This is a genomic window from Caulobacter sp. GW821-FHT10F06, from assembly GCF_058809215.1.
The window spans coordinates 163,221-175,764 of sequence record NZ_JBXASK010000008.1 but is presented as its reverse complement, the minus strand read 5'-3'; the positions used below and the strand labels follow the sequence as shown (position 1 = coordinate 175,764).

The window sequence follows — 12,544 nt, the reverse complement described above, 5'->3', positions numbered from 1 at the left end:
ACGGGATGGCTCTGGGAGCTGTTAGCGCCACGTGTCCAAGTCCATTGTCCTTTCGATCGACGCCATGGGCGGCGATCACGGCCCGTCCATCGTCGTTCCGGGGGTGGCCAAGGCCGCCCAGGCGCTGACCGGCGTCCGCTTCCTGCTGCACGGCGACGAAGCCAAGCTGAACGCCGAACTGGCAAAGGCGCCGGCCGCCAAGGCCGTCAGCGAGGTCCGCCACACCGACAAGTTCATCGCCATGGATGAGAAGCCCGCCCAGGCCATGCGCCGGGGCAAGGGCTCCAGCCTGTGGAACGCGGTCGAGTCGGTTCGCGCGGGCGAAGCCGCCGCCGTGGTCTCGGCCGGCAACACCGGCGCGCTGATGGCGATCTCCAAGCTGATCCTGCGCATGGGCGCGGATTTGGAGCGTCCGGCCATCGTCGCCAACTGGCCGACGATGCGAGGCATTTCCACGGTGCTGGACGCCGGCGCCAACGTCGAAAGCGACGCCAAGCAGCTGATCGAGTTCGCGATCATGGGCGCCGCCTTTCACCATGCGGTGCATGGCTCGGAACGCCCGACGGTCGGCCTGCTCAATGTGGGTTCGGAGGACCAGAAGGGCCACGAGGACGTGCGCGAGGCGCACGCCATCCTCAAGGAAGCCAAGCTGGATTTCGACTATCGCGGCTTCATCGAGGGCAACGACATCGCCAAGGGCACTGTCGACGTCGTTGTCACCGACGGCTTCACCGGCAATGTCGCGCTCAAAACCGCCGAGGGGATGGCGCGGTTCTTCTCCAACGAGATCAAGTCGACCCTGACCTCCGGGCCCCTGGCGATGCTGGGGGCGCTGATCGCCTCGGGCGCGCTGAAGAAGATGCGCCAGCGGCTGGACCCCAGCCGGGTCAACGGCGCCCCGCTGTTGGGCCTGAACGGCATCGTGGTCAAGAGCCACGGCGGGGCCGACGCCAACGGCTTCTTTTCGGCGATCCGGGTGGCCACCGACCTGGCCCGCAGCGACTTCATCGCCGAGATCGATCGTAATCTGAAACGCCTGACCGCTGTCGCGGCCGAAAGCGCGGCAAAGGCGGGCGAAGCCGCCTCCGGCGCCGGAACTGATGGAGCGAGTGCGTGAGCGTAGTCCGTAGCGCGGTCACCGGCGTCGGCGCTTATCTGCCGCCCCAGATCGTCACCAACACCGACCTGGCCAAGTTCGTCGACACCAGCGACGAGTGGATCGTCGAGCGCACCGGCATCCGCCAGCGCCACCAGGCCGCCGAGGATCAGGCGGTCTCCGACCTCGCCGTCGAAGCCGCCAAGTCGGCGCTCGAGGCGGCCGGCAAGACCGCCGCCGACGTCGACCTGATCATCGTCGCCACCACCACGCCCGACCTGACCTTCCCGGCCACCGCCGCCATCGTACAGCGCAAGCTGGCCGCGCCGGTCGGCATCGCCTTCGATGTCCAGGCCGTCTGCTCGGGCTTCGTCTATGCGCTGAGCGTCGCAGACGGGTTCGTGGCCCGCGGCCATTCCAAGTGCGCCTTGGTCATCGGGGCCGAGACCATGACCCGCCTGATGGACTGGTCCGACCGCGGCACCTGCGTGCTGTTCGGCGACGGAGCCGGGGCGGTCGTGGTCGAGCCGCGCGAAGGCGAAGGGACCAACGCCGACCAGGGTCTGCTGAGCTTCGCCCTGCGCGCCGACGGGACCAAGCAGGACCTGCTGTTCGTCGACGGCGGCCCTTCGACCTCGGGCACGGTCGGCAAGCTGCGGATGCTAGGCAACCAGGTCTTCAAGCACGCGGTGGTCAATATCTCCGAGGCCATCCACGCGGCCGCCGACAAGGCCGGCGTGCCGATCGCCGAGGTCGACTGGTTCATTCCCCACCAGGCCAACCAGCGCATCCTGGCCGGCGTGGCCAACCGGGTGGGCATCGACGAGCACAAGGTGATCTCGACCGTGGCCATCCACGCCAACACCTCGGCGGCCTCGATTCCCCTGGCCTTCGCGCACGGCGTGGCCGACGGACGGATCAAGCCGGGCCAGCTTCTGCTGCTGGAAGCCATGGGCGGCGGGCTGACCTGGGGCGCCTGCCTTCTGCGCCTCTGACCGTTCGACATGCCCAGCTTGCGGGCGGGTGTGAAGTGATGGCCTTGAGTCTTTGACTCCATGCGATAATCGCGGCATGCAGTCAGGGCTAAACGTGAGCGTTCGCGGGGGCGGGGATCACGATCTCTGCTTGCGTGTAACAACAGTTCTCAATCTGGCGCGGTCTTCTGGACCTCGCCGAAGCGCGTAGGGGGCGTCATGAAGGGCGCGACATTGACACGAGCCGACCTCTGCGAGGCGGTTCATGAAGAGGTCGGTCTGACTCGGCAGGATTGCGCGGGGCTCGTCGAGCGCACGCTGGATCTGGTGGCCGAGGCGCTGGAAACCGGCGAGACGGTCAAGCTCTCCGGATTCGGAGTCTTCCAGGTCCGCGACAAGCGGGCTCGCATGGGTCGCAATCCCAAGACCGGCGAACCGGCCGAGATCGAACCCCGTCGGGTGATCGGGTTCCGGGCCTCGCAGGTCATGAAGGCGCGCATCGACCGCGCCCTCGGCGGCTAGAGGATTCGATGCGGTGGCGAAGGGGCCCAACGCCTTCCGCACGATATCCGAAGCCGCCGAAGAGCTGGGCGTGCCGCAGCACGTCCTGCGTTTCTGGGAAACCAAGTTCTCTTTCATAAGGCCCATGAAGCGGGCCGGCGGGCGGCGATTCTATCGCCCGCAGGACATCGCCGTGCTGAACGGCGTGCGGGTGCTGCTGCACCGCGAAGGCCTGACCATCAAGGGCGTCCAGAAGCTGCATCGCGACCAGGGCATGGCCCATGTGATCGCCGCAGGCCTGGGCTCCAACGGGTCGGCCGCCCTCGACACCCAGGCCGACTACGCCTCCGAGAACGCGCCGGGCTTCGAGCTGGGTGAGGACGCGCGCGGTCGCCTGGCCTTCGCGCTCGACGATCTCGAGGCGGTGAAGGCTCGTCTGGACGGGCTTTTGAAGCGCCTTTGAGCGCTTGCGAAATTCACCTGGAATTCCGGTTGCGGAGCCTCGGAGCGGCGCCTATAAGAGCGCCTCTTCCGTCGGAGCGTGGCGCAGCCTGGTAGCGCACTTGACTGGGGGTCAAGGGGTCGCAGGTTCAAATCCTGTCGCTCCGACCATTTCCGCAAGGGAATAAACGGAAGAACGGAAAGGCCGCCCTTCGGGGCGGCCTTTTTCGGTTTAGCGCACCACCGGTTTGTCGGCCTTGCCCATCCACGACATCAGCGGCATCAGCGGCAGGCCCCAGGCCATGCCGACGACGACGAAATAGATCAGGTGCACCGCGCGGTTGTCGGGCAGGTAGTCATAGAGGCTGGTCCCGGCCCAGATCCAGGCGGCCAGGAAGACCATGATGCCGATCCCGCCAATGAGCTTACGCACCCTTGCAGGAATAAGGGGGCGGGCGGGAATGAGGGGCTCGCTCAAGCGGGTCTCCGGATAACAAGGCCGAGCACGGCCAGAAACAGGACGGCGCCGACGCTGGAGACCAGCAGGCCTCCCCAGAAGCCGGTGAACGGCAGTTCCAGGCGCTGGGCGATGAAGACGCCGATGAACGAGCCGATCACGCCGATCAGCAGCTTGACGAACAAGGAGTGGCGACGGCCCAGCGCCAGGTCGGCGATCCAGCCGGCCAGGATGCCGATCACCGCCGTGGCGAACACTCCAACTCCGCTCATCAGGTCCTCCGCGACGGACGTTGCGTCCGCGGCGCGACCTTCGCACGAAGCGCCTACGTAGTCATCGGGCATGGACGGGCGGGGAACTCAGGCGTAGGGGTTTGCCCGCCCCATTTCGGCCCCGAACAGGCGCTTTTTCCGTCCGATGACGTCATTCCTGCGTTCCGATCGTTCCCGTCCCGTCGCCATCTGGCTGTTCGTCGTGGCGGCTTTCGTCTTTGGCATGGTCGTTGTCGGCGGGGCCACGCGCCTGACCGACTCGGGCCTGTCGATCACCCAGTGGAAGCCGATCATGGGCGCGCTGCCGCCGATGTCGGAGGCCGCCTGGCAGGCCAATTTCGAGCTCTACAAGAAGATCCCGCAGTTCAAGCTGGTCAATCCGGACATGACCCTAGAGGCCTACAAGGGCATCTTCTGGTGGGAGTGGGCGCATCGGCTGCTGGGACGCCTGGTCGGGGCGGTGTTCGCCATCCCGTTTGTGTTCTTCCTGATCCGTCGGATGATTCCGCGCCGCCTGATCTGGCGCTGCGCAGTGATGCTGGCGCTGGGCGGCCTGCAGGGCCTGGTCGGCTGGTGGATGGTGTCCAGCGGTCTGTCCGAGCGGGTCTCGGTCGCGCCCGAACGGCTGATGACGCACCTGGGCCTGGCTCTGGCGCTGTTCGTGGTGCTGATCTGGACGGGCCTGGACGCCTGGGCCGGTTCGCCCCGGGTCGAGGAGCGCTCGCCCTGGCGCGGCTGGGCCCTGGGCTTCCTGGGCGCTGTGTTCTTCCAGAGCCTGCTGGGCGCCCTGGTGGCCGGCAACGACGCGGGCCTCGTCTATAATGACTGGCCGCTGATGAACGGCGGCTTCTTCCCCGACGAGTATGCCGGAAACGGCTTCTGGGGCACGCTGGCCCACAGCCAGGGCGCGGTGCAGCTGCATCACCGCCTGTTTGCCTACGCCCTGTTCGCCGCCGGGATCGCCATCGGCGTCCTGACACGCCGCGCGCGGTTCCTGCCGGCCGAGGCCAAGGCGGTGGGCCTGGTCGTGGCCGGCGTCGTGACGCTGCAGGCGGGCCTGGGGATCTGGACCCTGATGGCCCACGTGCCGGTGTCGCTGGGCGTGGTCCACCAGGCCGGCGCGGCGCTGCTGCTGGCGGTCGCCACCACCTTCGCCTGGCGCGTCCGGCGGCCTTGATCAGGATTTTGAGCGTCGGGTTCCCGGCGCGCGCATAACTGTCACACGCCTAAAGCAAAGCAGGCCGGCATCTCTCAGGAGTCCGGTCTTGATCCGTCTGTCCTCGCTCACACTCGTCGCCGCCTTGTTCGCCACCTCGGCCTTCGCCCAGCCGTCCGCAGACGCCTATTACAAGGCCGGCGAGGCGGCTCTGGCCAAGAACCTGGCCGTCACGCCCAACACCGGCCGGGCCAAGAACGTCATCCTGTTCCTGGGTGACGGCATGGGCATCTCCACGATCACCGCCGGCCGCATCTATGAGGGCCAGTCGCGCGGCGTGGACGGCGAATCCAACAGCCTGTCGTTCGAGAAGCTGCCGTGGACGGCGCTGTCTAAGACCTACAGCCACGACACCCAGGTCACCGACAGCGCCGCCGGCATCACCGCCATCACCACCGGCGTGAAGACCCGCAACAAGGTCATCGGCCTGACCGGCGCGACCATCCCCGAGCAGTGCGCCACCGAGAAGGGCGCACGCGTCGAAACCATCGCCGAGATCGCCAAGGCCAACGGCCTGTCGACCGGCGCGGTGACCACCACCCGCATCACCCACGCCACCCCCGCCGGGGTCTACGCCCACACCGCCTACCGCGACTGGGAAGGCGACACCGACATGCCGGTCGAGGCCGTGCAGGCCGGCTGCAAGGACATCGCCAGCCAGCTGCTGGACGCCGGCAAGCTGCGGCTGGACGTAGCCTTGGGGGGAGGGCGCTCGCGCTTCCTGCCTGAGGACGCCGGCGGCAAGCGTGGCGACGGTCGCGACCTGACCGCCGAGTGGCGCAAGACGCCGGGCGCCGTCTATGTCTCGACCGCCGACCAGCTGGCCGCGCTGGATCCGGCCAAGACCGGTCCGGTGCTGGGCCTCTTCGCCAACGAGCACCTGCCCTACGAGGTGGAGCGCGGCATCCTGGGCGAGGGCGTGCCGACACTGGCCCAGATGGCGACCAAGGCGGTCGACCTGCTGTCGAAGAACCCCAAGGGCTACTTCCTGCTGGTCGAGGGCGGCAAGATCGACATGGGCAGCCACCTGAACAACGCCAAGCGGACCCTGACCGAGACGGCCGAGTTCTCGAAAGCCATCCAGGCGGTGCTCGACAAGGTCGATCTGCAGGACACCCTGGTCATCGTCACGGCCGACCACAGCCACGGCCTGGTGATCTCGGGCTACGCCGCGCGCAACGCGCCGATCCTGGGTCTGGCCGGCAACGAGGGCGAGCCGATCCTGGCCGGCGACGGCAAGGCCTACACCGTGCTCAGCTTCGCCACCGGCCCGGGCGGGACCGAAGGCCTGAACCTGCGCGGCGATCCGGCCAAGGAAGACATGGACGACGTCGACTACCACCAGCAGGCCCTGGCCAACCTGCCCAGCGCCGCCCACTCGGGCGAGGACGTGGGCGTGTTCGCCGACGGTCCCGGCGCCTGGCTGGTGCATGGCGTGGTCGAGGAGTCGTATATCTTCCAGGTCATGCGCTACGCGTATGGGTTTGATCGCAAATAACTGTCATCCCGGCCAAGCGCGAAGCGCGCCGAGCCGGGATCGCCGGAAACGCCGGCGTTAGCGGTGGTCCCGGGTCTGCGCTGCGCTTGCCCGGGATGACAGTCTTTGATGAGGTATCATAATACCACATCGCGCAATCCCTTGTGATATAAGGGTTTGTCGAGTTTCTTGCGCGCGCATTGTTGACAGGGCGCGAACCCTCACGTATCAGCCGCCCCTCACGCAGACGGATCCGCTTTCTTGGCTCCCGACGCACAAGGAATACGGATCAATCCCATGCAAAAGACCACGGCTTCCCTGAAGCCCGCCGAGGTCGAGAAGAAGTGGATCGTGGTCGACGCCCAGGACGCCGTTGTCGGTCGTCTGGCGACGTTCATCGCCATGCGTCTTCGCGGCAAGCACCGTCCCGACTACACCCCGAACGTTGACTGCGGCGACTTCGTCGTCGTGATCAACGCCGACAAGGTGAAGTTCACCGGCAAGAAGATGGACGACAAGGTTTACTATCGCCACACCGGTCACCCGGGCGGCGTCAAGTCGACCACCCCGCGCAAGCTGCTGGAAGGCCGCTTCCCGGAACGTGTCCTCGAAAAGGCCGTCGAGCGCATGCTGCCCAAGGAGAGCCCGCTGGCTCGCAAGCAGCTGACGCACCTGCTCATCTACAACAACGGTGAGCACCCGCACCAAGCGCAGAGCCCGGAAGCGATCGATTTCGCCTCGCGCAACGCCAAAAACACCCGGAGCGCCTAAGTCATGTCTGAAGCTCAAGGCTTTGACGCGCTGGCCAGCCTGTCCAGCAACCCGGAAGCGGCCGCCCCGGCCGAACCGAAGATCGACGCCCAAGGCCGCGCCTACGCGACCGGCAAGCGCAAGAACGCGATCGCTCGCGTTTGGATCAAGCCCGGCAAGGGCACCATCACCATCAACGGCCGCGACCAGGCGATCTACTTCGCTCGTCCGGTTCTGCGCATGATGATCGCTCAGCCCCTGGAGGTCACCGACCGCCTGGGTCAGTTCGACGTCGTCGTGTCGGTTGAAGGTTCGGGCCTGTCGGGCCAGGCCGGCGCCGTGCGCCACGGCCTGTCCAAGGCTCTGACCTACTACGAACCCGCGCTGCGCCCGGTTCTGAAGCCGCACGGCTTCCTGACCCGCGACAGCCGCGTCGTCGAGCGTAAGAAGTACGGCAAGGCCAAGGCCCGTCGTAGCTTCCAGTTCTCGAAGCGCTAAACGCGGTTCACCGTGTTTGGAAGAGGGCGCTTCGGGAAACCGAAGCGCCTTTTTCTTTGTCCTTTTGTCCGGATTGATTGGAGGTCGCGATGACCCCGAAGGTCTTCATCGATGGCGAAGTCGGCACCACGGGTCTTCAGATCCGCGAGCGCCTGATCGGTCGCACCGACCTGCAGCTGATCTCGATCGACCCCGACAAGCGCAAGGACCCTATCGCCCGCGCTGAGATGCTCAACGCCGCCGACGCGGTGATCCTGTGCCTGCCCGACGAGGCCTCCAAGGAGGCGGTCGGCCTGGTGACCAATCCGAACACCGTGGTGATCGACGCCTCGACGGCCTATCGCACCGCGCCCGATTGGGCGTTCGGCTTTCCGGAACTGGACAAGCAGCAGCGCGCCAAGGTCGCCGGCTCCAAGCGCATTTCCAATCCAGGCTGCTATTCCACTGGCGCGATCGCCCTGACCCGGCCGCTGGTCTCGGCCGGCATCCTGCCGCCGGAGCTGCCGCTCTCGTTCAACGCCGTGTCGGGCTACACCGGCGGCGGCAAGGCGATGATCGCCGAGTTCGAGGACGAGACCGCGCCGAACTTCACCAAGGTCCCGTACCGGATCTACGGCCTGGGCCTGTCGCACAAGCATGTGCCCGAGATCCAGAAGCACGGGGGGCTGCTGACCCGGCCGATCTTCACGCCGGCCGTCGGGCGCTATGCCCAGGGCATGCTGGTGGAGCTGCCGTTGCACCTGTCGACCCTGGACGACGGCCGCACCCTGGCCGACATCCACGCCGCCTACGCCGCCCACTACAAGGGCGAGCAGTTCATCGAGGTGGCCTCGCTGGACGAGTGTAAGGCGATGACGACTCTCGATCCGGAAGGCCTGAACGGCACAAACCGCCTGAAGATCTTCGTCTTCGGCTCAGACACCAGCGGCCAGGCGCGCCTGGTGGCCCTGCTCGACAACCTGGGCAAGGGCGCTTCGGGCGCGGCCGTGCAGAACCTCAATCTGGCCCTGGGCCTGGAGGAGGCGGCGGGTCTTTGATCCGCCGCGCCGTCGACGCCGATATCCCGGCGCTGCGGGCGATGATGGCCGGCAGCAACGGCTACGAACGCCCCGACGAACTGGCCATGATCCAGCCCTATGCGCGCGACTGGTGGTTCTCCGGCGACGACGAGGTGTGGGTGCTGGAGGACGAGGCGGGCCTGGCCGGCTTCCACGCCTTGATCCATGGCGCGAGCGGCTGGGAGCTGGACCTGTTCTTCACCGCCAATGATCGCCAGGGCAGGGGCGTCGGCTCGCGCCTGTTCGCGCACATGAAGGACCGCGCCGTGGCCTTGGGTGCGGCGTCGGTGCTGATAAAGTCCAACCCACGCGCCGCCGACTTCTACCGCCGCATGGGCGCCGAGGACGCCGGGTTCGACCCGCCGTCGGTGGAGATTCCGTGGGAGCGGCCGAAGTTCAGGGTGGCGCTTTAGGGAGAGGACGCCCGGCCTTGGCTGAGCGCGATCAAGCCTTCGTCGAAGGTGGCGAGGCGATCGCACTTGGCGCGGTCGGCTTCGAACAGGATGCAGCCATCCGCGAAATCGCCGCCGCGTTCCAGCATGGCCAGGCCGGCGTTAAACAGAGGGCGATCAAGCGTAACCCCGTCAGCACTGCCAATTTGCCTTAGCGCGGAGGCGATCGCCGACGGTGACATTCGATATGAGCGGCGTAGCACCCAAACGACTTCGCAAAGCGTGATGATCGAAACCATCACTTCATCGGCTTGGTCCAATAGTCTTTCGACCTGATCGACTTGGCTGGCGTTGTCGTCGACGACAAGGCGCACGACAAGGTTGGTGTCTAAGGCGATCTTCATTCGCCGCAGGCGCTCGCCTCGATCGCATCCTGCATTTCCTCGATGCTGACCATGCGTTGCCCTTCGCGCTTCAGGATGCCGCGCAAGCTGGACAGCTTATTCGTTTCGCCGGTCGCGGCGATCTCAACCCGTCCATTGGGCAGCAGGCTGACGTCGACCTTTTGTCCGGGGCGCACCCCCAGGTGATCCAGCACCGATTTCTTCAGGGTGACTTGCCCCTTGGCGGTGATCGAGAGTTTGGTGGCCATAGCGTCCTCGATGGAACCTCATTTCCAAAAGTAAGGCATCGGGTGCCTTACCGCAAGCTCACGCCCGCCAGCGGTAGTGCGCCACCGCCGTGTGCAGCTTGAACATCCACAGCGGCTCTTCCTTGGCGCCGAAGCCGATGTTGTGGACCACGCGGACGCCCTCGGGGCCGCGCGAGACGATGCCCAGGTGAGGGCGGTCGCCCCAGACGCGCCAGGTCAGGATGTCGCCCGGGCGCGGCGCGTCGAAATTGTCGCCGGCCTCGCGCTTGGGCGCGCGGCGGATCAGGGCGCCCTGTCGGGTGAGGTAGGTCTCCAGGTTCAGCACCCGGCGGTGATCGATGTTGGCGTCGGGCTCCTTCAGGCCCCAGGTGGCGCGGGAGGGATAGGCGTTGAAGGCGCGCAGCATGTCCTCGTGCACGCGCTGCTGCAGGTCGACGTCCCAGGCGTCGCGGGCGGCCCGCACCAGTACGTCGGCGCAGACGCCGGTGGTGCGCAGGACGTCGCCGCCGGGGTAGGAGATGGCCCGATAGTTGGCGTCATAGGCCTTGGTGACGCCGATCTGTTCGCGCGCGGCCTTGGCCAGGCTGACGCCGTCATGCGCGGGCGCCGCCGCGCCGAACGTCGGCGTGGTCAGAATCAGTCCCAGGGTCCTGCGGCGGCTGATCGCGAGCATGGCGGCAAGCTCGACCGCAATCTCGGCGAGTTTTGGGCGAACGGTGTCCGACGATGTCCTGATCGGTGATCAGGTGTCCGAACGGACACGCACGTAGCTGCCCGGCGCGTCCTCGATCGGCTTCAGCTTGCCCTTGGCCGGATCGCGGGCGGGGATCAGCGGTCCCGACCGCGCCTTCAGCCAGGTCGACCAGTGCGGCCACCACGAGCCAGGATGCTCCTGGGCGCCCGAGATCCAGCCTTCGACAGAGGCAGGCAGGCTGTCATTGGTCCAGTGCTGGTACTTCTTGGCGTCGGGATGGTTGATCACGCCGGCGATGTGGCCTGAACCCGCCATGGTGAAGGTCACCGGCCCGCCGAAGGCCCGCGCGCCGCGATAGACGCTGCGATAGGGCGCGATGTGATCGTCCTTGGACGACTGGACGTAGATCGGCGTCTTGACCTTGGAGAGGTCCAGCGTCTCGCCGCCCAGGGTCAGGTCGCCCGTCGCCAGGGCGTTGTCCTTGTAGAAGTTGCGCAGGTAGAACATGTGCAGCGCCTTGGGCATGCGAGTCTGGTCGGCGTTCCAGAACAGCAGGTCGAAGGGGCGGGGCTCCTTGCCCATCAGGTAGTTGCTGATGAAGAACGACCAGATCAGGTCGTTGCCGCGCAGGGCGTTGAAGGTGTCGGCCATCGACTGGCTGGGCAGGAAGCCGCCGGTCTGGTCCATCTGCTGCTCGATCGACTGCAGCCATTCCTCGTTGGTGAACAGCAACAGGTCGCCGGCCTCGGCGAAGTCCTGCTGAGCGGCGAAGAAGGTGGCCGAGTTGATCCGCTCGTCGCCTCGCGCGGCCATGTGGGCCAGAGCGCAGGAGAGCAGGGTGCCGCCGATGCAGTAGCCGACGGTGTTGACCTTATCGACGCCGGTCTGGGTCATGACCTGTTGGGTGGCGTCATAGACGCCCTCCAGCAGGTAGTCCTCGAAGGTCTTGGCGGCCAGTTTAGCGTCAGGATTGACCCAGGAGGCGACGAACACCGTGAAGCCCTGGCTGGTCAGCCAGCGGATCATCGAGTTCTCGGGCCGCAGGTCCATGATGTAGAACTTGTTGATCCACGGCGGGAAGATCAGCAGCGGGATCTCGTGGACCTGATCCGTGGTCGGATCGAACTGCAGCAGCTGCAGGATGTCGTTTTGGTAGACCACCTTGCCCGGCGCGGTGGCGACGTTCTCGCCCACCTTGAACTTGTCCAGGTCGGTCTGGCTGATGGCCAGCTGGCCGCCGCCGCGCTCCAGGTCGGCGGCGAAGTTCTCCATGCCGCGCACCAGGCTCTCGCCATTGGTCTGGGCCACTTCGCGCAGGGCCGCGGGGTTGGAGATCAGGAAGTTCGACGGCGAGAAGGCGTCGGTCAGCATCTTGGTGAAGAACTCGACCCGGCGCTTGGTGGCCGGTTCGACGCCCTCGACCTCGGAGATCAGGGTGTTCAGCCAGTTCGAGGACAGCAGATAGGACTGCTTCATCATGTCGAACATCGGGTTCGACACCCAGTCGGGGTCATTGAAGCGCTTGTCGCCGGCGGCGGGCGCGACGATCGGCTGGGTCTCCTCGCCGGCGGCGCGGCGGGCGGCCGACTGCCAGAGATCCATGTAGCGGCTGAAGAGGTCGGCCTGGGCTCGCAGCAGGCGGTCGGGCTGGGCGGCCAGGCGCGACATCACCTCGTTCATGGCCGGCGCGACGTGGAAGGGGTCGGGCGTCAGGGCGGCGGGGCGGTCGGCCTGGCGCAAGGCCGCCTCGGCGATGGCGCCCTGGGCGGTGACGGCGGCGCGGGCCAGGTTGGCCGACAGCTTCTCCAGCATCTGCCGCTGATCGGGCGAGATCACCGCGTCGAACGTGGGCGGGACCGGCGGGACCCAGGCCTTGGCCGTCGATTCGGGCTGAGGCGCGGCCTTGGGCGCATCCTCGACGGGCGGCGGCGCTGCGGCCTTGGTCTTGGGTTTGGCGGGAGGCTTCGGCGTAGCCGACTGCGCCTTGGGCGTGGACGCTTTCTTAGGCTTGGTCGGTGTTTTCGCCGTGGCCATGCTGGTCCTTCCCGTTTCTTTTCCCCGTCAGG

At 66.7% G+C, this 12,544-nt stretch carries 16 protein-coding genes and 1 tRNA gene; 11 read left to right on the top strand and 6 right to left on the bottom strand.

Annotation, left to right across the window (positions count from 1 at the left end):
- The first annotated feature begins 31 nt into the window (after positions 1–31).
- The 5 genes from plsX to AC1RUS_RS18135 all read left to right on the top strand — a co-directional run bounded on the left by plsX (position 32) and on the right by AC1RUS_RS18135 (position 3,183).
- Complete coding sequence (gene plsX / locus AC1RUS_RS18155; RefSeq protein ID WP_492918004.1) at positions 32–1,117, top strand: phosphate acyltransferase PlsX; 1,086 nt, start codon at positions 32–34, stop codon at positions 1,115–1,117.
- Positions 1,114–2,091, top strand: coding sequence for a beta-ketoacyl-ACP synthase III (locus AC1RUS_RS18150; protein ID WP_492918003.1), 978 nt, complete (start codon positions 1,114–1,116; stop codon positions 2,089–2,091). The genes plsX and AC1RUS_RS18150 overlap by 4 nt, the downstream gene beginning before the upstream one ends.
- 198 nt (positions 2,092–2,289) lie before the next feature.
- Positions 2,290–2,592: an integration host factor subunit alpha gene (locus tag AC1RUS_RS18145; protein WP_035047822.1), complete on the top strand. Its 303-nt coding sequence runs from the start codon at positions 2,290–2,292 to the stop codon at positions 2,590–2,592.
- Positions 2,593–2,605: 13 nt separating this feature from the next.
- Positions 2,606–3,034, top strand: coding sequence for a MerR family transcriptional regulator (locus tag AC1RUS_RS18140; protein ID WP_492918002.1), 429 nt, complete (start codon positions 2,606–2,608; stop codon positions 3,032–3,034).
- A gap of 72 nt (positions 3,035–3,106) precedes the next feature.
- A tRNA-Pro gene (locus AC1RUS_RS18135) sits at positions 3,107–3,183 on the top strand.
- A gap of 61 nt (positions 3,184–3,244) precedes the next feature.
- Here AC1RUS_RS18135 and AC1RUS_RS18130 read toward each other — a convergent pair.
- Together AC1RUS_RS18130 and AC1RUS_RS18125 are read right to left on the bottom strand one after the other, a co-directional pair.
- Positions 3,245–3,445, bottom strand: coding sequence for a DUF2842 domain-containing protein (locus tag AC1RUS_RS18130; RefSeq protein ID WP_492918001.1), 201 nt, complete (start codon positions 3,443–3,445; stop codon positions 3,245–3,247).
- Between the two features lie 41 nt (positions 3,446–3,486).
- The gene (locus AC1RUS_RS18125) at positions 3,487–3,741 is read right to left on the bottom strand and encodes a GlsB/YeaQ/YmgE family stress response membrane protein (RefSeq protein WP_492918000.1); all 255 of its coding nucleotides are present in this window, start codon (positions 3,739–3,741) and stop codon (positions 3,487–3,489) included.
- A 145-nt stretch (positions 3,742–3,886) separates the two neighbouring features.
- Between AC1RUS_RS18125 and AC1RUS_RS18120 the strand changes: the two genes are divergently transcribed.
- The 6 genes from AC1RUS_RS18120 to AC1RUS_RS18095 all read left to right on the top strand — a co-directional run bounded on the left by AC1RUS_RS18120 (position 3,887) and on the right by AC1RUS_RS18095 (position 9,153).
- The gene (locus tag AC1RUS_RS18120; protein WP_492917999.1) at positions 3,887–4,918 is read left to right on the top strand and encodes a COX15/CtaA family protein; all 1,032 of its coding nucleotides are present in this window, start codon (positions 3,887–3,889) and stop codon (positions 4,916–4,918) included.
- A gap of 88 nt (positions 4,919–5,006) precedes the next feature.
- Positions 5,007–6,455 (top strand): alkaline phosphatase, encoded by a 1,449-nt coding sequence (locus AC1RUS_RS18115; protein WP_492917998.1) that lies wholly within the window; start codon positions 5,007–5,009, stop codon positions 6,453–6,455.
- Positions 6,456–6,731: 276 nt separating this feature from the next.
- Positions 6,732–7,205 carry a 50S ribosomal protein L13 gene (gene rplM / locus AC1RUS_RS18110; RefSeq protein WP_056444711.1) on the top strand — a complete coding sequence of 158 codons (474 nt, stop codon included), beginning with the start codon at positions 6,732–6,734 and terminating at the stop codon, positions 7,203–7,205.
- Positions 7,206–7,208: 3 nt separating this feature from the next.
- The gene (rpsI, locus tag AC1RUS_RS18105; protein WP_492917997.1) at positions 7,209–7,682 is read left to right on the top strand and encodes a 30S ribosomal protein S9; all 474 of its coding nucleotides are present in this window, start codon (positions 7,209–7,211) and stop codon (positions 7,680–7,682) included.
- Positions 7,683–7,771: 89 nt separating this feature from the next.
- Entirely contained in the window at positions 7,772–8,719 is a 948-nt protein-coding gene (argC, locus tag AC1RUS_RS18100; RefSeq protein WP_492917996.1) for an N-acetyl-gamma-glutamyl-phosphate reductase, read from the top strand.
- Positions 8,716–9,153, top strand: a complete 438-nt coding sequence (locus AC1RUS_RS18095) for a GNAT family N-acetyltransferase (RefSeq protein ID WP_492917995.1) — start codon at positions 8,716–8,718, stop codon at positions 9,151–9,153. The genes argC and AC1RUS_RS18095 overlap by 4 nt, the downstream gene beginning before the upstream one ends.
- Here AC1RUS_RS18095 and AC1RUS_RS18090 read toward each other — a convergent pair.
- From AC1RUS_RS18090 to AC1RUS_RS18075, 4 genes are all read right to left on the bottom strand, one after another.
- A complete protein-coding gene (locus AC1RUS_RS18090) occupies positions 9,150–9,536 on the bottom strand; it encodes a type II toxin-antitoxin system VapC family toxin (protein ID WP_492917994.1) in 387 nt (128 codons plus the stop codon). The two genes, AC1RUS_RS18095 and AC1RUS_RS18090, sit on opposite strands and share 4 nt — an antisense overlap.
- Positions 9,533–9,784, bottom strand: coding sequence for an AbrB/MazE/SpoVT family DNA-binding domain-containing protein (locus tag AC1RUS_RS18085; RefSeq protein ID WP_492917993.1), 252 nt, complete (start codon positions 9,782–9,784; stop codon positions 9,533–9,535). Before AC1RUS_RS18085 ends, AC1RUS_RS18090 begins: the two co-directional genes overlap by 4 nt.
- Positions 9,785–9,842: 58 nt before the next feature.
- The gene (locus AC1RUS_RS18080) at positions 9,843–10,457 is read right to left on the bottom strand and encodes a DUF1287 domain-containing protein (protein ID WP_492917992.1); all 615 of its coding nucleotides are present in this window, start codon (positions 10,455–10,457) and stop codon (positions 9,843–9,845) included.
- Positions 10,458–10,526: 69 nt separating this feature from the next.
- A complete protein-coding gene (locus AC1RUS_RS18075; RefSeq protein WP_492917991.1) occupies positions 10,527–12,512 on the bottom strand; it encodes a class I poly(R)-hydroxyalkanoic acid synthase in 1,986 nt (661 codons plus the stop codon).
- Positions 12,513–12,544: the final 32 nt, after the last annotated feature.